This is a genomic window from Pseudoalteromonas sp. SR41-4, assembly GCF_014163985.1.
Taxonomy (GTDB): Bacteria; Pseudomonadota; Gammaproteobacteria; order Enterobacterales; family Alteromonadaceae; genus Pseudoalteromonas; species Pseudoalteromonas rhizosphaerae.
Genome location: NZ_JACJEI010000046.1, coordinates 1 through 24,390 on the forward strand (window position 1 = coordinate 1; position 24,390 = coordinate 24,390).

Sequence of the window (24,390 nt, forward strand, 5' to 3'; positions counted from 1 at the left end):
ATGGGCGTTTGGCTACTATGCCGTCTGCTGACTTCTGATAAATCACTCTAGCGATTACTCGATAAAGCGCGTCTAAACTAACGCTTGTTTACTGCTATTTCGCTCGCTGTAGGTCGCAGCAACCAAAGCGCCAAGGGTTGATCAACCAGTCCCTAACTGGTAATCTCCAAGCGTTAGCGCGGATGCGTGTTTATCAGATCTCCCCCTTTTTTACCTATAAAGAACAGGTGCATCGACTTTCTCTGCACAACTGCATCATTTACGGTGGCCGTTAGATCACATGACTTCGCTATCTTGTGCTAGCTCGTCTTCAGCCTACGCCTCATATGATGTTTTTGTTCATCAGCTCGCAGATTTGCTAGCGGCTTCCTCCAGACTATCTCTCGCGATTTAGCCCTTGCCATTCGCTAGTAGTTATCGTTTAATAACAGTATGTTATTTAAACGGTGATCTTCCTACAGAGGACTTTCACCTCATAAGTCAATGCCCATGTCGGGCGTACACAAGTTGCTTAAAAGGACAAAAAACAGTTGGCTTTTGCTCCTTCGTCGCTTATTTTAGCCAACAATTTTTCGCCTCTTAGCAAGGCGTTGAGGCTGTAGAATTACTAATTTGGTCAAGTTTTTAGGTGATTTAAGGGGTCTCAAATGCATTGCTTAGTACGAGATAATCGCTTAGAAAGCGATACGGGAGGTCAAAAAATGGCCAAATTTATAAAAATAGAAATTCTACAGCCTCGTTATGTGCCTAGGGTGATATGAAAACACTGATTTCAATTTTACTTTGTTCTTTGTTGGCTGCGTGTGGTTTCCAATCTATCAAATTGGTGGGTTATGGTAAAAAACTCGATGTTCCTGTCTATGAGGCCTGTTTCTTTGATAAATTTGAAGAGTATCGTTCATTAACTAGTTATTTGCTCTCCGTAGAAGTAGAAAAAGCTGAAGGGCAAATTACTTACTATGAATTAACAATTGATGGTACAAATACAGAAGACCCAAGTGAGGTGTTTACACCTAAGTCTTTCAAGGAATCAAAAGAATTTATGGAAAATATAGTTAATGAGTGTTCTGCTTAAGGCGGTACATAACAATGCAAATTAAAAGCGCGGACAAAAAAAAGTTGGCTTTGTTCGTGCCTCACAAATCATAGCCAACTATTTTGTGCCGTTTATTTGCGGCGTTAGCTACCCAGGGGAATTAAGTACGTGCCGTTTTTTGGTTTTTTGTTTTTCTTTCTCTTTGCCATATTTGTGGGTGTGTCTTCGCTTATAAATGTATGGAAGTACGTAAAAACGAGAAAGGTAATTTACCTTAAAAAACTTGGTGTAATTTGGGTGTTACCTAGCATTCTTGTTGGGCTTGCTCTATATGCTCATTTTCCAATAACGAAAGAGCGTGTCGTAGGACTTTACGAAATAGATAGTAGCTTTTACCCAGGCAGAAATTCTGACTGGCAAAAAGAACATTTTACTTTTGAAATAACAAAAGATGATAAGTTTCTTTTTAATGAAAAACTCAAAGATGGAAGTGTTAAAACAGTTCAAGGTGTAATCGAGTGGTATAGGGACTCACCACCAATGTTATTCCGGATAGTCATGGAGCAGGAACACGAATTGGTAGATCAATATCCTGCTCTATACAGGGGTAATCGGAAGTTTTATTACGTTTTTAAGTCTAAATTCGGTAACATGTTTTATCGAAAGGTTCAGTAGCTAACAAAGCTATCAACCTGACCCAAATTACTACGCGATTTTGTGCAATTCGCTGCGCTCATTGTCGCACAAACTGCTCCATAATTTGGGCAGGTTATAGCGGCGTTAGTTGCCCTAGGCGTAGGCATCGAGTTTTGATGGAAAATATCTACCATTAGTGCCACTCAATTGCATCAAGCCTAACCATCCAATTGCATTTTGGTTTGCCACTTTTAAATGTAAGTGTTGGCAAGAGAAAATCTGATATTTATTAATTTTAAGGCACTGTAAGGCTAAAGCTGCCGTAATCAAAATTTCGAAATATGTCTTCAGTGCCAATAACAATAATTGTGATCATCCGATTTTGCTCATTTCATCACTTTGTTGACTTTTTCAACAAAAAAAGCCAACCTACGAAGAAGTGCGTAGATAATTGGACTGATTGCTGTAAAGGGAAGTGTTGAAACTATTCAGCTATTAGAATAGTTAATAATAAAAAAAGGGGAAATTAATGTATAAAAGTATTCAAGCAATCGCTGGGGTTCTTTTGTTATTTTCATTTGCCGTTATGGGAAGCGAAACACAATTAACACTACTGGAAAAGGAAATTGATAGAATTGCAGGAGAGTCTATACCTGTTAATGGACCGGGATGCTCTGTAGGTGTTATTAAGAATCAGCAATTTTTATTCAAGAAAAGCTATGGTTTGGCAAACATCGAACATCAGGTTCCACTCAGTTCAATATCAGTATTTCGTATGGCTTCTGTATCCAAACAATTCACCGGACTTGCGGTATTGTTGTTAGCAGAAAAAGGGGAAATTAACCTTGATGATGATATACGGAAATATCTTACTGATTTGAAAGACTACGGTGTAAAAGTAACTATCAACTCAATGTTAGGTCACGTTTCAGGAATGGCAGATTACGATACACTTCAATCGCTCTTACCCAAACCACTACTGTCGACCGCAGGTGGTCCGTTCAGACTTGGTGATGAGGACTACCTGACCAAAGAAGAATACTACGATGTCATAAAATCGCTTCCTTTAGAGCATCAGCCTGATACGCAACAGGCTTATAGTAACTTCGCTTATTTTTTATTGTCGGAGTTAGTCGCTAAAGTCAGCGGCATGTCCATGCGGGAGTACACTACAAAATATATATTTGAACCGCTTGGTATGCACGACACTTTTTTCGCTGATGATATGCGAGAGATAGTACCTAACCGTGCCGAAGGGTACAGAACATTCAAAGATATTGGATTAAAACGTTATGAAACAAATATTTTTGTTGTGGGTGACGGTGGTCTTTACACGACACTCGAAGATATGTTGATTTGGGATAATCACTTTTATACCCCGAAATTAGGTGATGCTCCTAACAAATTGATGGCTCAATTTAATACGCCAAATAGTCAACACTCATTCGAAAACAACGGAATAACTTTTTATGCTAATGGGCAATATATAGAGCCGAATTATACGCTGCACAATGGCGGATGGATGGGTACAAGCACTAGTTATATCCGTAGACCCAAGGAGCAAGTAGCCTTTGTTGGTATGTGTAATAGCTCTTCACTCGATGCAAATGTTTTTACTTACGAAATACCGAAAATCCTAACTAAACTTAAAATATGGGATGTGACTGACCCTGCAATTTTTTAGTCTGATTTTAGTTTTTAAAAAATAAAGGTTCATAGTACCGGGCAACTAACACATATGAGCCTTAACTCTGTCAATAGGCACTAGTATTTTCTTTGACCGTTTTTATACAGTGACGGTCAATTCTAATTCAATAAACAAATTCGTTTACTTCGTCTGTTGATGGGGCAGTTAAGCAAGTAGCTTACGGCAAACACATATAGGCGCGTTACGCAGTAATCGATTATTGCGAGCTCATCGCAGCCAGGTTTTTCCCATATCCTTTTGGGGTCGCTGGGGCACTACGACTAAATGGATTTAGAAGGTAGAGCGAAGCAGGATGCCAGAGCCGAGACATTCATCGGTTAACCTCATCATGGCACTATTCAAGGCGCTGGTTTCATTATTGGTAAAAGCATGAGCAGTTGACCTTGCGCGGACAAACGAAAGTAAATGCACAATTATCCTGACACAGGGGGAGCACCACAGCATCTAACATGCACTTTTTATTAGTAGGAAGTGCAATGGGCGGTTCATCTCCCATACAAAATGTGTTTATTGTTTTCAAAAAATAATTATGGTGGGTGTCAATGTATTTCAATGTTGGCCAAAACTAGTCGATCGTTACATGGTTAGTGCCTTACTGATATGGGCCGCAAATCAGCAAAGCAAAATTTTTCATGGCATTACAATATAGGAATTAAACCTCAGAGGCTCTAGTTGCAAACCTCTGAGGTAGTTTATTAAGGGTTTACTGCCTCAGAGAAGCGTGACATTTCACTTACGTTGAGTGTACCTTGTTTACTATAGATGCCTACTTGGCGTTTATCTAAGTCATAAAGCCTAAAGGTTAGTGCTCTAAAATCATTGATATATGCGGTACCAAAGCCACTTTCTGGTTGTAAAAGAAGATCCACGGTTACCCCTTGTTGTAAATTGATAGGAACAGTAACTTGTGAGTCGATTCGACTTTCTGAAGTAGGTGCAGATTGCTCACCCAGTACCGCAGGTAATGCTGCTGCCCTGAATTCATCAGCTAGAAGGTAAGCTAAGCTGTTGTCTGAGCCATCGTCATTATGAAGATCAATAAACTGTATAAAGGCTGTTTTCCCTATGAATTCTTCAACATCCCAGGTTGCCCATTGCATTGTTAGTTTATTATTCTCATCGGGTTGTGTATTTTTACCAGATTGGCTACGTACAACTTTACCGTCCACTATAAGCACAACTGCAGTTGCTTTAGGGTGGTCAAACTGATTTGAACCCCCACCTATCTTGAAATTAATATATTGCTGTGAGATTACAAATGACGGGCTATCCATTTTTCCTGTTGCTGAGTAACCTATCCACCCTAATGCAGCTCCATCTTCATCATAGCCATCTGCAAAGCTGGAAAAAACTCGTTCGCCAACGTTGTTGTTTACATCGGCCCCCCACCAACCTCCATCTAGTTTAGAGAAGTCTCCAGTTAGATTATTAAAACCGTGGGCTTGGAGGGTGTTATAACCGCCGCAGCAAAATTCAAAACCAGCTATATACTGAGTCAGGTCTTCCTCTCGATTGAATAGAGGTTTGCCTTCTAGTTCAGGTGTGAGGGTGATGTTAGAGTTTGATTGAGTAAGTGAATCGCCGAAGTAAAAAGTAGCTGTTTCTGTGGCTGTGTTTATTTCTATACTAGCCGTTTGCGTAGTCTCTTCATAAGCGGGAAATATCAGACCAAATCGGTTGTCGGTATCTTCACTCGAAATACTAAAGTGAAGACGGTTGATTTTATTGTTACTACCTAGTAATACTTGATCACCTGGTGAGACTAATAGTGAATTATCATTATTGGTTTGTGCTGATTGGGTTTGTGCATTTTCATCTATTGGTGTTGCTAATGCGCTTAAGTATTGCTCGGGAATTGATACCGCTAGTTCTCCCGATTCTGTCATTGATACTTGATGAATTGCTAAGTCACCACCAAAATCAGCACTGCCTATATTTGAGCGGGTATTTTTATGGGCGACCCAACCAAACATCAGGGTTTGAGTAGGGGAGCTTGCAGTTCTTCCTGCGTAGTAAAATTCTCCATCTAGTGAAGGGTATTGACCAGGTACCCATGTGTCTTCATTCTTTACTAAATATTTTACATCGCGCTCATTATTATTTTGATCAGAGTAAATTATTGCTTGTCCGTTATTGAAGCTCACCCAATCAGGAACCTCAAAGTTAAGTGGTTTGTTTGCAGTATAAATCGGCTCTTGCGCTTCCCAAGTTTTGAGATCGCTCGAAGTATAAAGAGCAATAGCTGCATCTGCGTTATATCGACTAGTTAATAACATCCAATAGTTGTTGCTTTGTTCGTTATAAAAAACGTCAGGATCACGAAAGTCAAAGTCGCTATATGATCCTGTACCACTGAATGTGCTATTAACTTGTTTTTCCCATTTAGTCAGCGTGTTATCTGTTGCTTTTGCATGCATAACAGCTTCGACAGGAGAAAAATCGAGATTGTGTCCTGAGTAAAATAAATGAGCTACATTGTCTTTATCTTTAATAACACTACCAGATCCGGTCCATTGGTCTTGTGTTTGTGCATCTCCCGTCGCTTCTAGAACACGTTGTGGGAATGTACCATTAATTAGATCTGTGGTTCGGGTTAGATACCAATCATGAAATGCGGTATCAATTAAATAATAAATATAAAACTCACCGTTTAAAAATACAGGGTTAGGGTCAGCCATCGTTAATGGTAAAGGTATCGTGTGTTGATCCAGTTGGGTGACAATACTTTCACTCGACGGGTCAACGGCTGCATACTCTGATAATTTAAATTCATCAGCCATAATAAATGCAAGTGCAGTTTCGTCTGCAGTGTCATCCTGATCAATGATTTCAATAACAGCTGTTTTACCGATTAAGCTATTAACATCCCAAGTAAACCAATCGAGCTTATCTGATTGCCCGTTACCTGTGGCATGCCTGACAATTTTGCCATTTATTCGCAGGACAATTGCTGTCGCTTTTTCAGTATCAAATGGGTTTGTACCACCACCAATTAGAAAGTTTACATAGTCATGTGTAATCGTGAATGGGGGCGAAGAAAGTGTGCCGGTAGCTTCGTTACCAATCCAGCCTAATTGGCTCCCATCTGCTAAAAAACCATCGGCGCGGCTAGAAAAAACTCTCTCACCAACATGGTTTGTGATGTCTGCAGCCCACCAACCACCATCTAATTTGGCCATATCGCCAGTTGCTCTAAAGTCATGGTTTGCGTAGGTATTAAATTTACCGCAACAAAATTCAAAACCCGCAATATTTTGCTCAGCATTTGATACACGAGTGAATGCGGATTGGCCAGTACTAGCAGGTGCGGTGGTTTTTTTTATTTTCTTTATCAACTTACTATTTTGACTAGGAACTTTGGCTGCACTGTCGGCTTGGCGAATTTCGTCGACTAATAAATATGGTAAGTCAGTATCTGAATTATCATCAGCATGATGGTCAATAAATTTAATTTGCCCTTCTTGAGAGCTAAACTCGCTGACATCCCATGTTTGCCAGTCAACTTGCATTGCAGTATTGCTTCCACTTGCTTGACGAACTATCTTATTATCAACAACAAGTGCAATTGCGGTTGTATTTGCGTCTGTTATGCCATTATTGCCACCACCAATTAAAAAATTGATATAGTTTGATTGTATTGTAAATTTAGGACTTATCATCGAACCTGTAGCGGAAAAGCCTAGTTGCCCAAGTGCTTCACCTTCTAAATCAAAGCCATCCGCAAAGCTCGAAAATACGCGCTCACCTAAATGACCTGAAATATCTGCAGCCCAAAAACCACCATCAAATTTAGAAAAATCACCTGTTAATTTATCAAACCCATGAGCTTGAAAGGTGTTATTACCACCACAACAAAACTCAAAGCCAGATAGTACTTGCTCTGTATTTTCAGGGTTGTAAAATAATGGTTGACCTTCGCTTTCAGGGTTGGAAGTTATTGGAATGTCATCTGTATTTGGTTCATCATCACTGTCGCTTTCATCTTTATTAATAACGTCAGCAGCGGTTTGTCCTTCTTCTAGAATGATCAGTTTGTAATCATCTTCTTGTTGGTTTTTGTGATCACCAGAGCAGGCTGTCGTTAAAGATATAAGTAACGCGAGCCCCGTTTTTTTCCAGCAAAGTGCTATGTCTTGCTTTGTTTTCATGCTTATTCCTCCACAACTATTATTGTTGTGTTTGTGTGTGTGTTTAAGTTATTGAATATATTGGTTAAAAACTTTATTTCCTTAACTTTTCTTATTGTTACAGAGTAATACTTTTAAAATAAACAACGTTGTCTTTTTTTAAGGTAGATGTTATCTTTATTTTTTGCAACATGTATTTTACACAATGGCTGTAATTGTGTATTTAAATACAACTTTTACTATTCGTGGCCATTTCTCCCTGATTTATCTAGAGGATATTGTTACGAATTTATAGTGTGAAAATTTATTTGGAAATGGTCTAAATAATAAAGGGAGCAACTCGGTGAGTATTGTAATAAGCAGCAAAAAGGCTGAAGAAATTAATTTAACATGTTTTGGAGAGGTACTGTGGGATTGCTTTGAGTCCGGTATGCGTTTAGGTGGTGCTCCTTTAAACATGTGCTTTCGTTTTAATTCACTAGGCCTAAAGGCACATATGATAAGTGCTGTTGGTAATGACAAATTAGGTGAAGCACTACTATCTGAGATTGAGCAAAAAGGGCTCTCTAAAGAGTTTATTTATGTTCATGAGTCTAAGCCAACGAGTGTGGTTGAAGTGAAGCTTGATCAGAGCGGATCGGCCAATTATCAGATTGTGCTTGATACTGCATGGGACAATATAAGTTTATCGCAACGAGTTATAGATAAGGTGCAAAGTGCAGATGTGTTTGTATTTGGTAGTTTAATTGCTCGAACAGAAAGCTCTATGAGTTCATTAGATCAACTTTTAGATTTGGCAAAATTTAAAGTGTTTGATGTAAATTTACGTGCACCTCACTATCAGTTAGAAAGCTTAATTAAGTTGATGAATAAAGCTGACTTTATCAAGCTCAATGATGAAGAGCTATATGAAATAGCAAAAGGAATGGGGTGTAAATACCATTCATTAGAGCAAAACTTAGCATTTATAGCAAAGCAAACCAACACAGAGTTTTTGTGCGTGACGAAAGGAAACCATGGTGCTTTATTATCGATTAAAGGTAAAAACTACTATAACTCAGGCTACCTGATCGATGTTGTGGATACTGTTGGTGCAGGGGATTCGTTTTTGGGGGCTTTAATTTATCAACTGTGCATTCAAAACGATCCGCAGCAGGCAATTGATTTTGCTTGTGCTGCCGGAGCTATGGTTGCTCAGCAGCCAGGGGCAACACCAGATATAACGTATCAGCAAATCCTAGAATTTATTGAACCATGTTAGCGTATAGTGTTGTATTTCAAGTTATACATATAAATAACAAAATATTTTGTTATTTATATTGAATAGATGTTTTTTTAATGTTAAAAAGACAACGTTGTTTATTTTTATTGGGCCTGCCAAGCTAAACAACAAAATGTAAAAAGATATTTTTTTTGCACTAAAAAGACAACGTTGTTAATTTGACTGATGAAATCAACATTAAAAAATAAAATTAAAATGAGGACACACACAATGCTCAGATTTAGGAAAAACCAGCTTGCTGCGAGTGTTAGTACATTATTGTTAGGCTGTTGGCTGCCATCCAACAGCTTCGCTGCTGAACAACTGCAAGAAGAAGAGTCGGCCAAGATTGGTATTGAAGTTATTGAAGTTTCATATGGTTATGGAAGTGTTAAAAAACAAGATTTAACAGGCGCAGTGAGTACGGTTGATCTTGAAGATTTAGTAGACCAGCCTTCAGGCAATATAATGCAAAACTTGCAAGGGAGGGTGCCAGGTCTACAAATTACAACGAATGGTTCACCTGACTCTACTGCGACGGTACGAATACGTGGTCAAGGCTTAGGGCCACTTGGAAATAACGATCCATTATATGTTATTGATGGCGTACCAACTAAATCTGGAATGCATGAACTTAATAGCCATGATATTGCTGATATACAGGTGCTAAGAGATGCAGCAGCTGCAAGTATTTTTGGTGCTCGCTCTGGTAATGGAGTCATAATTATCACAACCAAAAAAGGGAATGAAGGGCTGGATTTCAATTTTTCAGTTAATCAATCTCAAGATGCCTATAGCTATGACCTAAATCCGCTAAATACCAAACAACGTGGGCAGGTTGTATGGCAGGCTGCTGTTAACGATGGTTCAGATCCAAATGCAGCGAGCCCATTATATAGCTATGATTGGAATGGTGACTACAATAACCCACAGCTAAACTCAGTAATATTGCCCACGTATACCGATCCTCAACAAGTTCAGCGTCCTGCTGACACTAACTGGTTTGATGAGGTCACTCGTTCAGCTAAGGTCACTGATCTTAACTTTTCAGTTTCAGGTGGTTCTGAGAACGCCTCTATTTATAGTTCATTAGGTTACTTTAATTCAGAAGGTGTTGTTGATGGTTCTGAATTTGAACGCATTAGTTTTAGGGTCAATTCTGATTACCAACTAACAGATAAATTAAAAATAGGTGAAAATTTCACTGTAACCAATCAAGAGTCAAACCTAATCAATGCTAGAGCTGGTGAAATATTGGGTTTGGCTATAGAGCAACAATCTATCGTTCCTGTGTACAACGAGGTAGGTGGCTGGGGAGGACCGGTTCCTGGCGTAACTGACCGAGATAACCCTGTCAGAATTATCGAAATGAACCGTGATAATGTTAGTAGGTTCAATAAATTAATGGGAAATATTTTTGTTGAATATGAAGCAATAGAGGACTTAACGTTAAAAAGCTCTATCGGTTTAGACTACGGGCAATATTACTTCAGAAACTATACCCGTGCTTTTCAAGCAGGCTCACTAAATTATGGTGATCAGCTGTCAGTGACAGAAAATTGGAATAGTAGTTTTAGCTGGACTAATACCGCCGAATATAAGCTTGATTTAAACGAAAATCATTTTACGTTTTTGATCGGTACAGAACAAATAGATTATGAGTATGAAGGGTCTGTTGGTTTTGGTTCAGGTTTTGCGTCTGATGATCGTGATTACGCACATTTATCACAAGCAACAGGTGATGTTCGTGTAGAAGGGGATGGTGATAAATGGTCTCTTAATTCTTATTTTGCGCGTATGGACTATAACTTTGATGACCGCTATTTAGCAGGCTTAACAATACGTCGTGATGGCTCATCTCGTTTTGGTAGTAATAATAGTTATGGAAATTTCCCAGCTATCTCTGCAGGTTGGGTGATCAGCAATGAATCATTCTATGATATTGAATTTTTATCTACCTTAAAGCTTCGTGCTAGTTGGGGCAAAACGGGTAATCAAGAGATACCTACCGATGCAACATACACAACGTATTTAAGTCGTTATGCAACACAGTCATTATTCACTGATCGGCAAGATGAAGGGACCGCTTATGATATAGGCGGTGCTAATGGCGGCACGCTTCCATCTGGGTTTGTAAAAGCACAGACAGGGAATGATGACCTAAAGTGGGAAACATCAACGCAAACAAACATTGGTCTTGATTTTGGTATGCGTTACGAAACCATATACGGCAGTATCGATTGGTTTGAAAAAACCACAGAAGATATTTTAACGTTAACCAATCCGCTTGCAACATTGGGCGAAGGTGCTCAGCAATGGGTTAATGGTGGCACAATTGAAAACTCTGGTTTTGAGTTTCTTATTGGCTACGCCGACTATCTTACTTTTGATAGCTTAGATGGTGATATCGATGTCGATATTAGCTTTAACATTTCTTCGGCTAAAAATAAGGTTGTTTCGTTACCTGGAGACGTTGTGAATTCATTTGGTGGCAATGGTGTTGATAAAACGATTGTTGGTCATTCTATTAACTCTGTTTATGGTTATGTCGCTGATGGGTTATTCCAAAATCAAGATGAAATAGATGCTCACGCAGCGCAATCTGGGGCCGGTTTAGGTCGAGTTCGCTGGAAAGATTTAGACGGTAATGGCGTGATTGATGAAAACGATCAAAGCTTTTTCACCGATACTGATCCTGACTTTATGTATGGATTGAACATGAATTTCAAATACAAAAATTGGGATTTCAATATGTTCTGGCAAGGTGTTCAGGGAGGTGAGATACGTAATAGCTGGCGTGGGTTTACTGACTTTACATCATTAAATATAGGTTCTAACTACGGTGATCGCGTTCTTGATGCATGGTCAGTTAATAATACTGACAGTAATGTACCGGCATTAACTTTAATCGATAACAATGGTGAAGGCCGTCAATCAAGTTTGTTTTGGGAAGATGGTAGCTACCTCAAGCTTCGCAACTTATCTATCGGTTATACACCTGATGAACAGTGGTTAAATCAATACGGTATTAGTTCTGCACGAATTTATTTGCAGGGCAGTAACTTATTGACCATTACGCCATCGGGGACGCTAAGCCAAGATCCAGAAACTCCAAACGGCAACTTCCCAATTCCAAAACGTATCACGTTAGGCGTGAACCTTTCTTTTTGATTTATTAAAACGACAACGATACGAGCACATATTATGAATAAAATTAAAACACTATTTACAGCAGCTACACTCGCGCTTTCTTTAGCATCGTGTGGTGGTTCTGATCTTGATGTTGCACCTTCTGGGGTATTAACCGAAGAGCAAGTTTCTAACAGTGAAAATATAGATGCTTTGGTCATTGCTGCCTACTCATATCTAGGCAATGATCATTATACTGCCCCTAACTTTTTATGGCCGACAGGAAACTTACGTGCCGGAGACGCTCACAAAGGCGGTAATGGACCTGGTGATATCTTTGCTTATCATGCTTTGTCTCTATATCAACCAATAGTGCCTGATATGGAGTCTTTCCCGCCAGATTTGATTGATTTGAACAATAAGAAATGGGTACGTAATTACACCGGTATTTCAAGAGCAAACTCAGCATTAGCGGTAATCGCAAATGCGCCAGATGCTATTGAAAACAGTGCTGCAAAACAATCCGAACTGCGGTTCATTCGCAGTATTTTCTACTTTGATTTAAAAATACATCATAAGCATATCCCGTGGATTGATGAAACAATGACTCAAGATCAAATTCTTAGCGCTACTAATCGTGAGCTGAGCGATCAGGAGCTATGGGATAAAATTGCCGCAGATTTTGAGTTTGCTGCAAACAATTTACCACAAACCCAAGAAGATGTAGGGCGCGCTTCAGCGTTATCAGCTAAGGCATATCTAGCTAAAACATTGCTCTACCAAGCGTATGAGCAGAATGAGCTACATGAAGTTATCAATATTAATAAAGATAAACTTGTAAAAGTAGTGGCTCTAGTTGATGAAATTGAAGAGGCCGGCGTCTATGGCTTATTTGATGATTACGCGAATAACTTCTTGTTTGAAAGTGAGAATGGTAAAGAGTCAGTTTTTGCTATTCAGCGCTCTCTAAATGACGGCTCTCCAGATGGACGTGGTAGCTGGCCTAGTGCATTAAATGCGCCAATGGCTGGTGGTTTTGGCTGTTGTGGTTTTCATGTACCAACAGAAAATTTTGTTAATGCGTTTAAAACAGACCAACAAGGCTTGCCGTTATTTGGCTCTTTTAACGACTTTAATTATGACATGACGACTGACTCAGTTGACCCTCGCCTAGATCACACTGTGGCAATGGAAGGTAAACCATTTAAGTATGACGAAAATTTGATCCATGGAGGTGATAGCTGGGCACGTGCCCCTGGTATATATGGCAACTTTACGGCAATGAAAGATCTTGAACACCCTGACTGTAGTTGTCGTGGTGAGAATGGCCCTTTTCCTATCTTTTCATTAAATACCCCACTCATTCGTTACGCTGAAGTATTGCTTTGGAAAGCAGAAGCATTAATTGAGTTAGACAGATATGACGAAGCATTGCCAATCATTAACCGTATTCGTGAACGCGCTAAACAAAGCACCGATAAATTGCATAACGCGAGTATTTATAACATTGGCTTATATACAAGTTTTGGTTCTAAAGAACAAGCAAGAGCAGCACTGCGCTTTGAGCGACGTTTAGAGTTAGGGCTTGAAGGACATCGCTTTTTTGACTTAGTGCGTTGGGGAATAGCAAAAGAAACTATTGATAGTTACTTGGCAATTGAAGCTGTACGTAAACCTTATTTAGTCGATGCTATTTTCACTAAAGGTAAGCATGAGTATTTACCTATTCCAAACCAGCAAATTATTTTAAGTGGTGGGTCGTACACACAAAACCCAGGTTATTAATAGTGGTGGGTTTCGGCCCACCTTTTAAGCTTTAAGTTTTAAGAGTGATTATGAAAAAAATTATTTACTGGTCAGTCACTGTTGCAGTTGCTGGTTTTTTATTCGGCTTTGATACTGCTGTTATATCCGGTGCGGATAAACCTATTCAAGCATTATGGAATACGAGCTCGTTATTTCATGGCTTATTTATTATGTCTTCAGCTTTATGGGGAACACTACTGGGTGCCTTAACCGGTAATTACCCATGCGATAAGTGGGGTAGAAAACCCACATTAGTTTTAGTTGGGGTGTTGTTTTTAATTTCGGCACTTGGCTCCGCCATGGCTCCTGAGGCCTATAGTTTTGCCTTATTACGTTTTATTGGTGGCGTGGGAGTAGGGATTTCTTCAATTGTTGTACCTGCTTATATTTCTGAGATTGCGCCTGCTAAGTACCGAGGGCGTTTGGTCGCGCTTTATCAGTTTCAAATTGTATTTGGTATTTTAGTTGCGTTTGTTTCTAATTTTTTAATCGCAGGAACATCCGCAATTGATTGGCGTTTAATGTTAGGTGTGGAGGCAATACCGGCCTTAGCTTATTTATTAATGATCATTAAGGCACCTGAAAGCCCACGTTGGTTAGTGCAAAAGAAAAACGAAAAAGCTAAAGCGCGTTCAATCTTAGTGACTTTAGGTGAACAAAACCCAGACCAAGTATTAAATGACATTGAACGGGACAAGTTACAAAACAGTCAATCTAAGCTATTTGGGGGTAGTTACAGTAAGCCTGCGTTATTTGCATTTTTATTTGCTGCATTTAATCAATTATCTGGGATTAACTTTATTATTTATTATGCTCCGCGAGTATTTGAACTTGCTGGATTGGATGTAAATCAATCATTGCTTTCCGGCGCTGGTATTGGCGTGGTGAACTTATGTTTTACCATGCTTGGTTTATCGTTAATTGATAAGTTTGGCCGCCGTTCGCTGATGTATATTGGCTCAATTGGCTACGTTATTTCTCTTTCGGTAGTTGCGTGGGCGTTTAGTACGGATTCTGGTGGTTTAACGGTTGTAGCCTTTGTATTTGTGTTTATTGCCGCTCATGCAATAGGGCAAGGTACCGTTATTTGGGTCTTCATTGCAGAAATATTTCCTAATAAAGTACGTTCGAAAGGTCAGTCTTTAGGCTCCGGTACGCATTGGTTTTTTGCCGCAGCAATCACTTTACTTATGCCATTTTTCTTAGAACGTTTTAGTGCCACTGAAGTATTCACCTTCTTTACTTTAATGATGTTAGGGCAATTGATTTTTGTTGCGTGGTTTATGCCAGAAACAAAAGGACGTTCTTTAGAAGCAATTTCATTAGATACCAATAATAAACATGGAGCATTCGATGCGAACCGTTAATTTAGTTTTAATTTCATCATTTTTGGCAGCATGTAGTATGACAAACCAAACTGAAAAAACAGCCCCTATGGGTGTAGATAAACCGAGTAAAGAGGCGTTTCGACCTGCTTTTCATTTTACCCCAGAAAAGCATTGGATGAATGATCCCAATGGTATGGTTTATTACCAAGGTGAGTATCATTTATTTTACCAGCATAACCCTGATTCATCTGTATGGGGGCCAATGCATTGGGGACACGCAATTAGTAAAGATATGGTTAATTGGCAGCATCAAGAAATTAAGTTGTTTCCTGATGAGCACGGCACTATTTTCTCTGGCAGTGCGGTAGTTGATTGGCAAAATAGCAGCGGCTTTGGCAGTAAAGAAAACCCACCATTAGTGGCTATATTTACCTATCATGATGATAAAAAAGCTGCACAGGGAGCGATTGATTTTCAAACGCAAGGTATAGCATATAGCACTGATAAAGGCCGTACATGGAAAAAATATGCTAACAACCCGGTATTAAAAAATCCTGGGATCCGCGACTTCCGTGACCCTAAAGTAAGCTGGCATGAAGATACTCAGCAATGGGTTATGGTATTGGCTCAAGATGATCATATTGGTTTTTACAGCTCAAAAGATTTAAAAACATGGCAATTTGAAAGTAACTTTGGCGCTGATTGGGGCAGTCACGCAGGAGTATGGGAGTGTCCAGATCTTATTCGCGTGCGTATTGAAGGCACAGACGAATATAAATATGTGTTATTAGTGAGTATAAATCCTGGTGCGCCAAATGGTGGCTCTGGTACACAATACTTTATTGGTGATTTCGATGGTGAAAAATTTGTATTAGATAGTGATTATCAAAAAATGCTTACAGGTACACCAGCTGCGTTTCCCGAAGGGTTAGACTTTTCTAACTTCAAAAATGGTTTAAAAAATTGGCAAGTATCTGGTGATGCATTTCATATAGTTAATGATCAACCAGCCAATACCATTGCTAGTTCTTTTAAAGATTCGGATAAGGCAACAGGCACCTTAACCTCAAAATCATTTGCGATCGACCATGATTTTATTAACTTTAAAATTGCAGGCGGAAAGCATCACAATAGTACCGCAATACAGTTGTTAGTAAATGGCGAAATAGTTAAAACTGCAAGTGGTAATAATACAGGTACGATGACCGAGCGCTCTTGGAATGTGAGTCAATTAAAAGGCCAGCAAGCTTATATTAAAGTGGTAGACAATGAACGTGGTGATTGGGGGCATATAAAAATTGCTGACATCGTGTTTTCTGATAAAGCAGCAAATGAAAAGTATGAACCTTCAATATGGTTAGACTACGGCACTGATAATTATGCTGGTGTAACTTTCTCTGATGTTCAAGACGGTAGACACTTATTTATGGGCTGGATGAGTAACTGGCAATACGCAAACCAAGTACCGACTGAGGTATGGCGCAGCGCAATGACGATTCCCCGAGAATTAAAGTTATTGCAAACGCCAGCAGGCGTGCGTTTGGCATCTCAACCTATTAAAGAGTTAGATAGTTTATTGAGTAAACCACAACAAAAGGCAACATTAACTGGCGCGAATAGCTATCAGTTAGATGAACTTTTTACTGTTGAACCTGGGCAATTTAAGGTGAGTTTTAGTGTAGCAAACGCTGAACAAGTTATTGATATCGTGCTTAGCTCTGCAACGGGTGAATACACTAAGCTTCAGCTAAACCCAGCTCAAGGACAACTAATACTTGACCGTAGACAATCGGGTTTAAAAGACTTTGAAGATGGCTTTGCGTCTTTACAAACTGCACCATTACAGAAGGGCCTTGAGTATTACGATGTTGATATATGGGTAGATAAAGCGTCGATAGAAGTATTTGTTAATAAGGGAGTTAGCTCTATGACGTCTATTGTCTTCCCAACATCTCCTTATAATAGAATACAAGTGAGTGCTGAGCAGCCTTTGTCGCTTAGTGACGTTAAGTTAAATAATATAGCAATAGAAAAATAACTTCCAAAATGACTCTATATTATTATAGAGTCATTAATCCTTCTCTAAGGCTATGCGATATATGAGTAGCAATTATCGACTATTAAGTGTCATTTTGTTTGTTTATTTTATGGCATGGTCTTTTTCATTTTCATTATTTCCTATTTGGCTTAGTCAAGAAGTCGGCCTCAATAGTGCTAAAGTCGGGATTATCTTTAGCATTAATTCCATCATGGCTTTACTCGTGATGCCTTGTTACGGCATTTTGCAAGATAAACTCGGTTTACAAAAAACACTGCTTTACTTCATTGCATTTTTCATCATGTTGATTGGCCCGTTTGTAAGTTTTGTATACGCGCCACTACTACAAACGCAGTTTTATCTGGCTGCTATTTTAGGCGGTGCCGTTTTTTCATGTGCATTTTTAGCTGGAGTAGGGACGCTTGAAAGTTATATTGATAAACAAAGTCGCTCGACCAACTTTGAATTTGGTAAAGCTCGAATGTGGGGGTCACTGGGTTGGGCTATGGCAAGCTACTTTGCCGGTTTATCCTTTAATTTATCTCCTAGTTTAAATTATTGGTTATCAAGCATTGCGGCGGTTTGCTTAATGGGTTTTTTAGCCTTTGTTAAGGTCGCACAAAATCAGCGTGAAATAGCGCCTTCTCGAACTTTTTCTCCTGTAAAACAGCTTACAGCATTTTTTAAAATCGCAGGGCTTTGGCGTTTAAGTGTATTTGTGATCGGTGTTAGTTGTATTTATGCGGTATTTGATCAGCAATTTGCTATTTATTACACCTCTTTTTTTGACACCCCAGAGCAAGGTCGAGAGTTTTTTGGCTATTTAACTTCAGCGCAAGTTATTCTTGAAGCGGCTATTTTGTATTTAGCTGTTAAATGGGTGAATTATGTGGGCATTAAAAATTCGTTGCTGTTAAGTGGTGTATTGATGGCGATACGAATATATTGCTCGGGGATTGTTAGTGACTCTATCAGCATTAGTTTATTGAAATTATTACACGCCATTGAATTACCGCTGATGCTGATTGCGTTATTTAAATATATAAACATGCACTTTGAAGCTCGTTATTCAGCCATGATCTATATCATTGGCTTTCAATTTACTACGCAATTGATGGCGTCAATGTTAGCCGTCGCTGTAGGTGTAGTATATGATAATGTAGGCTTTGCGTTAGCCTACCAATATTTGGGTTTGGTTGTGTGTGTGTTTATTGTATTATCGCTTTTTGCATTAAAGGCAGATGCAATTAAAACGAATCACGAGCAATTAGTTTAAATGGTAAGTGGTGGTGAACAATATCAGTGCGCTGCTCTATGAGGTATTCCATTGCCCAACGTCCCATTGCATGATGGGGTAATGCCATGGTAGTTAAATTCGGTTGTAATAATTGTGGAATACTGCCCCAATCATCAAAACTTGCTATACCAATATCCTTACCAACGATCATTCCTTTATCATGCACAACAAAGTAAATTTCTAGCGCCATGGGATCTTGACCACAAATAATAGCATCAGGTTTAAACTCGTCTATTACTCTCGCTGCAGACTCTCTCGAAGTAGAAATCTCACTACCATCGGCTTGACCAATAATCACCGATTCAATGAGTAAATCATCGAGTGGTAAGCCGTGCTTTTTAAATGAATTTATAACGCCTTGTTTGCGACCTTTGGCTGCAATTATATGCTCATTTAAGTTTAAAAAAGCAATTCGGCGATAGCCTTTGCGTATTAATGCATCGGTAATATCTTCACCTGCTTGCTGTTCATCAGGGACTACACAAGGGAAATTATTCAAAGCAGGAAAACAGTTAGCTAAAATTGTTGGTATTTTTTTTAGTTCATCAGCTACCACAACTTGGCGATGATACATTGCTGAATATATAACGCCCTCTACGCGATACTCTAAAAGGCTTTCTATAGCTCTGTCTATACTCGCTTGGGTTTCGTTAACATTGAGGATCAACAGTTCTTTATTTTTCTGCCACGCAATTTCTTGGGCACCACGAATAATATCAAAAGTATAAGGAACACTAAGCAGTTCATCAGCAATAATTGCGTAAATGTTTGAGTTTTTACGTCGCGTTAAACTTGCCGCACGATTAGGACGATAACCTAATTCTTTTATCGCTTTAAGAACCTTCTCGCGGTTAATATCTTTGACTGTTGGATCATTATTGACCACTCGCGATACAGTTTTAAATGAAACACCTGCGTGGACAGCGACTTGCTTAATTGTAACCATACTAGAATAAGACCCTCTGTGAATAAAAACAGTATAACAGCAGATTGCACTTTATTTATATGTTTTTGTTAAGGTTTGAGTTGTCGTTGTTATCTAAAGATAAACTTATTCAGAGGCTTACTTTTAAGTTATTGAGGCGAATTATACTCATGATGTAACAACATGGGTCAGATATAAAAAGGGCTGATACAAATTTTTTCAAAATTTACAGTAGCTATAAACTAGACACCTATTTAGGAGTTAGGTGATATGAAAGTAAAAGAGTTTCGTAAACATCAGAAGAATTTAAAATAAAACTAACATAGGTTTCACGAAACATAATCGGCTAGCCTGAGGTTTCTAACCTCCAGTTATCACACCATCGTTCATACAGGTCGCGAGCATAGTAGTGATAAATCAGCGTCCATTGAGCACCCAGCGAAAATAAAACCAAATATAGTATTTAAGTGTTGTAGCGCACAGAGTTGGGGAGCTTTATAAACTAGGCTTTAAATCTCGGCCTTTTACATTAACGTGAGAGGCGAGAACTCTGAGGCAACTATGCAAAATCCAACTCATGATAAAAAAGTAGATGATAAAAAGTCTGCTGAAACACTAAAAAAAGAAGCGGCAAGCAAGCGCGCAGCTTTAGAACCTGACACGAAAAAATCATACAGAAAACCCCAGCAAAAATAATAGAGTCGTTAATTATCTAACCAGTTTTCGCAAAGCATTATTTGAGCTTAATTAAGGATTGAGTGGCATTATCGACAGGTAGATTCGATAAATATACAAGGAGCTAGATAATAGATGTTCTCTACTATTTGTGGTTCTTCACTCGTTGGTGAGGGATCATATTCTTGTTGTTTAAGGCTACTGAGAGCGCTATGTCATTAATAACAGAAGACAAAAATAATGAAAGTAATGGTCTAATTAAACGGCTAGGTAAATATCAGTTGTGGCTTCCCAATGGCAAGTATAAAACCAGCTTTGTTATTTTAGCAGTGCTGTTTTGCTTTAGTGCTTTATACACCGCTTTGTTTACTGTACCCAGTGATTCGGTGGCGGTAGTATTAAGATTTGGCAAATTTAGCACTATTTTACCATCGGGTTTACACTTTAAACTGCCTCTTGGTATCGATAGAGTTCATATTGTGCCAATCAAACGCCAACTAAAACAAGAGTTTGGCTTTTCTACTCCCGGTGCAACCGATCCTAATCAAAATGTGACTATTAATAATAATATATTCTTTACTGGCAAGCGCCGTGACGTGCAGTTACGTAATCAATTGGGCGAAACGCAAATGGTGACTGGCGATTTAAATACAGCCCTTGTTGAGTGGGTGATCCAATATCGTATTGCAAATCCTAAAAATTATTTGTTTGAAGTGCGTGATCCTGCCGGTACCTTGCGCTATGTATCAGAATCGGTGATGCGAGAAGTAGTCGGCGATCGTACCGTTGATGAAGTTATTACCATTGGTCGTCAAGAGATTGAAGTTGAAGCACTGCGTAAGATGCAAGCATTAGCGAGTAAATATGTGATGGGGATCAGCATTGACCAAGTGCAGCTAAAAAATATTAATCCACCAAAAGCCGTACAAGCATCTTTTAATGAAGTAAACCAAGCGCAACAAGAAAAAGAAAAGCTGATCAACGAAGCGCGACGTGATTACAATCGCATTATTCCATTGGCTGAAGGTGAGCGTGACCAACGTATCCGTGCGGCTGATGGCTACCGACTAAAACGTGTAAATGAAGCGCAGGGGGATGCGCTGCGCTTTAACGCCTTATTTGCTCAGTTTGAAAAAGCGCCTGAGGTGACTCGAAAGCGTATTTATTTAGAAACAATGCAAAAAGTAATGCCCACCGTTAGCGAAAAAATCATCATTGATAGCAGTGCGCTAGATGTACTGTCTTTGCTTAATCTAACACCACTTAAAGGCCAGTGAGCATGAGACATTATCTATTGTTTTTTCTTGGTATTTTATTAGCATTTATTTTAGCGGCATTAAATAACGCTTTGTATACAGTTAACGAAGTAGAGCAAGTTATTATTACTCAGTTTGGCCGTCCTGTTGGTAACCCCATCACTGATGTGGGTATCAAAATTAAAATGCCATTTATTCAACAAGTAAACTCAATTGATAAACGTGTGCTGGAATGGGAAGGCACTCCTTCTGATATGCCAACTAAAGATAAGCTTTATATTTCAGTCAGTTTGTTTGCCCGTTGGCGAGTGACCGATGCATTACAATACTTTTTACGGTTAGGTGATGAACGCAGTGCACAATCAAGGCTCGATGATATTTTTGGCAGTGAAACACGTAATGCAGTTGCTAAACATGAGCTGATTGAAATTATTCGTACCTCTAAAGACCGCCAGCCTCTTCGTGATAAGCTATTGACTGAGGCCGAAAAGGCGCAAGATATTGGAAGTTTAGTACCAATACATATTGGTCGTTTGCTGGTGGAGCAAGATATATTTAATGCAGCGGCAGAAAAAGTCAAAGTGTTTGGTATTGAGTTACTCGATATTCGTTTTAAGCGTATTAATTATAATGAGAGTGTCCGCCCGAAAATTTATGAGCGAATGATCAGCGAGCGTCGGCAAATAGCTGAACGCTTTTTATCAGAAGGTAAAGGTGAAGCGGCTAGAATTTTAGGTAATCGTGAGCGAGATTTAAATAAAATTCAGTCAGAAGCATACCGCGCAGTAGAAGAGATCCGTGGTTTAGCCGATGCAAAAGCTGCGGCGATTTATGCCGACGCTTATAATCAAAATGCACAAGCGGTTGCATTTTATGCGTTTATTCGCTCATTACAAGCATATGAGTTGGTACTCAATGACAATACGACACTGGTATTATCAACCGACAGTGAGCTATTTAAGTATTTAAAAAACACCGATACACAACCAATACCAGGCAATAATTAGTCGCAGGTCACAGTGTAAATAGGAAGGTTAGTGAGATGACAGTAAACGCCAGCAAGCTGGCGTTTTGGGGGATGTTTTGTTTAATTGGTTGCCAGCTTTTTAGCTTTGGCTACTTTTGCCCAGTAACCCGCTAGTTCGTAATGTTGATATATAGCTGTTTCAAACTCGGGAGTTATTTGCAGGTTATAATCATACTCTGGCGCATCTTTTATTACTTGGCGGTTGAGATCAACGCTGATGGTATTGTCGAGCCAGCATACTTCGCTGATCCACTCTGGTGGCACTAGCACTTTATGTCCACCCCACCAATTACTGGTATCGATGATCAGATAACGCACCGCCCACGTTGTTTCTTCTACTAATAATCCAGATACATGACCAATATCACCATCATTTGCATTCATATGATAGCCAATAACCTCTTTGCAACTTCGTAAATTTGGATCGGCTTTTTTATTATCTTCACTTTTAACATTATGGTGAGTTAGTTGTGCGCTGCGTGCACCTGCTTCTGTATGTGGGAGGTGTTGGTGGTCACGGTACAATAAATAAGGGTAAATACCGCCTCCCCAAAATCCTTCGCCTACCCAATAATAAGGGTAACCATAATAATCGAGTAAGCTGGCCTCATTTTGCCGTGACACGGGTTTATTGTTATCGATAGTTGGGCTGTTTTTAACTTGTTCTTTACTGATCAACACTGGCAGAATTTTTTCTATCCAGTTTGGTTTTTGAACCGCAATTGGTGAGATCAAAACCTGACGGCTGGATAGCCAAGAACCTGTTTCAACAACAAAATAGCGGATCACCCATGCTAAATCATCGAATAGAAAATCTTTTTCTTTACCGATCACACCATCGGTAGCAGCGATAGCGCAATTTTCTAGATCTTTCATGCTACGTAACATAGTAGTTATCCTTTTTAATGGGGTCGACAGTATAAAGTGTTGGCGTGTTTTAGAGCTGATACTGAGGTTGCCAACTAGGCGATGATTTGAATGAACCGCTTTAGTTTTAGCTTATTTGCCGCGGTTGTCTGTGCGCTGCAGTACACAGCCAAATTAGCGAGTTAATTACATGAATCTGTGGGGAAGTGCAGTAATGACCAGTATGAATCGCTGCTTTTTATTATTGACACACAGTTGTTTTGAGTTCGATAACGAACAGAACGTTAGCCTCTTAAATAATAAAGTGATGGTAGGTAGTGAAGAATACACTTTACCGCCTATGGTGATCGCTCCACTTAATACTGAGGATATCCTAATGGATAAATACTTTTCAAAAATACTATGTGTTGTTGCAATACTGATGGTTTCACAATTAACTGGTTGCTATAAATCCCCAGAAATTGCTGCGGAAAAGCCGCCAAAAAGTACGGTGGCTAACAATGTTTTAGATATCGATGTAACTACAAACGTTAAAATGGCTTTAATGGATGATCCTATTCTCAGAGCATTTAATATTGAAGTCATTACGAATAAAGGCGATGTGCGTTTAATTGGTATTGTTGATAGCCAAAGCCAAATTGACTCAGCAATGTTAATTGCCAAAGGTGCTGAAGGTACGCATGCTATTCATGATGAACTGACTGTGAAAAGGAGTTCGTTATGAAAGGATATTTAATCGTGGGAGTTATAACCGCTGTTTTTGCTGTTACAGCAGTTGCCCAAGAAGGTGAACGCGAAGGCGAACACCATATGATGATGGGCAAGATGATGCATGATAAAGAAACATCGCATATGGAACCAAAAATGCGGCAAATGTTTTCGCTAATGCAACAGATCGAAAACGAAAATAATCCACAAAAGCGTGAGCAGCTAATGGAACAACATATGAACTCAATGCGTGCAAATATGCGCATGATAAACGACCTAAATGAAAGTGGTGATGATTCAGAGTCAGAAACTGAGGGCGATGAACGTATCAATAAAATGGAAGGTCAGCTGAGAATGATGCAAGTGATGATGGATCAAATGATGGAACACAGCAGCTACAGTGAAATGAAAATGTTACAAAAACATAGAGATAAGTAACTAGGGCGTGTTGACCTTTTGTGATTAATTTTGCAGCAGTGTGTTTGGTATTTAGGCAAGGCAGAGCCTATGTAGTGTGGTTGTTCCCCATAAATAGGCGATAACGCAGCATCAATGCCAAACACGCG

At 39.2% G+C, this 24,390-nt stretch carries 17 protein-coding genes; 14 read left to right on the plus strand and 3 right to left on the minus strand.

Annotated elements, in window-relative coordinates; translation table 11 throughout:
* Positions 1-757: 757 nt before the first annotated feature.
* The 3 genes from H5180_RS22020 (at position 758) to H5180_RS22030 (ending at position 3,356) form a co-directional block, all read left to right on the plus strand.
* Positions 758-1,075, plus strand: coding sequence for a hypothetical protein (locus H5180_RS22020; RefSeq protein WP_182759127.1), 318 nt, complete (start codon positions 758-760; stop codon positions 1,073-1,075).
* Between the two features lie 129 nt (positions 1,076-1,204).
* Positions 1,205-1,711: a hypothetical protein gene (locus H5180_RS22025; RefSeq protein ID WP_182734695.1), complete on the plus strand. Its 507-nt coding sequence runs from the start codon at positions 1,205-1,207 to the stop codon at positions 1,709-1,711.
* 490 nt (positions 1,712-2,201) lie between these two features.
* On the plus strand, positions 2,202-3,356 hold the full coding sequence (locus tag H5180_RS22030; protein ID WP_145242813.1) for a serine hydrolase: 1,155 nt from the start codon (positions 2,202-2,204) through the stop codon (positions 3,354-3,356).
* A gap of 719 nt (positions 3,357-4,075) precedes the next feature.
* Here H5180_RS22030 and H5180_RS22035 read toward each other — a convergent pair.
* Complete coding sequence (locus H5180_RS22035; RefSeq protein ID WP_182759128.1) at positions 4,076-7,528, minus strand: hypothetical protein; 3,453 nt, start codon at positions 7,526-7,528, stop codon at positions 4,076-4,078.
* A 322-nt stretch (positions 7,529-7,850) separates the two neighbouring features.
* Between H5180_RS22035 and H5180_RS22040 the strand changes: the two genes are divergently transcribed.
* From H5180_RS22040 to H5180_RS22065, 6 genes are all read left to right on the plus strand, one after another.
* Positions 7,851-8,768 carry a carbohydrate kinase gene (locus tag H5180_RS22040; protein WP_145242817.1) on the plus strand — a complete coding sequence of 306 codons (918 nt, stop codon included), beginning with the start codon at positions 7,851-7,853 and terminating at the stop codon, positions 8,766-8,768.
* Between the two features lie 231 nt (positions 8,769-8,999).
* Positions 9,000-11,939, plus strand: a complete 2,940-nt coding sequence (locus H5180_RS22045) for a SusC/RagA family TonB-linked outer membrane protein (protein ID WP_182759129.1) — start codon at positions 9,000-9,002, stop codon at positions 11,937-11,939.
* Between the two features lie 33 nt (positions 11,940-11,972).
* On the plus strand, positions 11,973-13,682 hold the full coding sequence (locus H5180_RS22050; protein WP_145242822.1) for a RagB/SusD family nutrient uptake outer membrane protein: 1,710 nt from the start codon (positions 11,973-11,975) through the stop codon (positions 13,680-13,682).
* Positions 13,683-13,732: 50 nt separating this feature from the next.
* The gene (locus tag H5180_RS22055) at positions 13,733-15,070 is read left to right on the plus strand and encodes a sugar porter family MFS transporter (RefSeq protein WP_182759130.1); all 1,338 of its coding nucleotides are present in this window, start codon (positions 13,733-13,735) and stop codon (positions 15,068-15,070) included.
* Positions 15,057-17,069, plus strand: coding sequence for a glycoside hydrolase family 32 protein (locus tag H5180_RS22060; protein ID WP_182759131.1), 2,013 nt, complete (start codon positions 15,057-15,059; stop codon positions 17,067-17,069). Before H5180_RS22055 ends, H5180_RS22060 begins: the two co-directional genes overlap by 14 nt.
* A 61-nt stretch (positions 17,070-17,130) precedes the next feature.
* The gene (locus H5180_RS22065) at positions 17,131-18,345 is read left to right on the plus strand and encodes an oligosaccharide MFS transporter (protein WP_182759132.1); all 1,215 of its coding nucleotides are present in this window, start codon (positions 17,131-17,133) and stop codon (positions 18,343-18,345) included.
* On the opposite strand, the gene H5180_RS22070 is transcribed toward H5180_RS22065, so the two are convergent.
* Positions 18,317-19,312 (minus strand): LacI family DNA-binding transcriptional regulator, encoded by a 996-nt coding sequence (locus H5180_RS22070; RefSeq protein WP_182759133.1) that lies wholly within the window; start codon positions 19,310-19,312, stop codon positions 18,317-18,319. The two genes, H5180_RS22065 and H5180_RS22070, sit on opposite strands and share 29 nt — an antisense overlap.
* Positions 19,313-19,852: 540 nt before the next feature.
* Between H5180_RS22070 and H5180_RS23690 the strand changes: the two genes are divergently transcribed.
* From H5180_RS23690 to hflC, 3 genes are all read left to right on the plus strand, one after another.
* On the plus strand, positions 19,853-19,987 hold the full coding sequence (locus tag H5180_RS23690; RefSeq protein WP_257326201.1) for a hypothetical protein: 135 nt from the start codon (positions 19,853-19,855) through the stop codon (positions 19,985-19,987).
* A 191-nt stretch (positions 19,988-20,178) separates the two neighbouring features.
* Complete coding sequence (gene hflK, locus H5180_RS22075) at positions 20,179-21,243, plus strand: FtsH protease activity modulator HflK (RefSeq protein WP_182759134.1); 1,065 nt, start codon at positions 20,179-20,181, stop codon at positions 21,241-21,243.
* 2 nt (positions 21,244-21,245) lie between these two features.
* Complete coding sequence (gene hflC / locus H5180_RS22080) at positions 21,246-22,229, plus strand: protease modulator HflC (RefSeq protein ID WP_182759135.1); 984 nt, start codon at positions 21,246-21,248, stop codon at positions 22,227-22,229.
* Positions 22,230-22,309: 80 nt separating this feature from the next.
* On the opposite strand, the gene H5180_RS22085 is transcribed toward hflC, so the two are convergent.
* Positions 22,310-23,137 (minus strand): PRC-barrel domain-containing protein, encoded by an 828-nt coding sequence (locus H5180_RS22085; protein WP_182759136.1) that lies wholly within the window; start codon positions 23,135-23,137, stop codon positions 22,310-22,312.
* A gap of 169 nt (positions 23,138-23,306) precedes the next feature.
* Here H5180_RS22085 and H5180_RS23445 point away from each other — a divergent pair, with 169 nt between their 5' ends.
* Entirely contained in the window at positions 23,307-23,840 is a 534-nt protein-coding gene (locus H5180_RS23445) for a BON domain-containing protein (RefSeq protein WP_220493172.1), read from the plus strand.
* Complete coding sequence (locus H5180_RS22095; protein WP_182759137.1) at positions 23,837-24,262, plus strand: hypothetical protein; 426 nt, start codon at positions 23,837-23,839, stop codon at positions 24,260-24,262. Before H5180_RS23445 ends, H5180_RS22095 begins: the two co-directional genes overlap by 4 nt.
* Positions 24,263-24,390 lie beyond the last annotated feature (128 nt).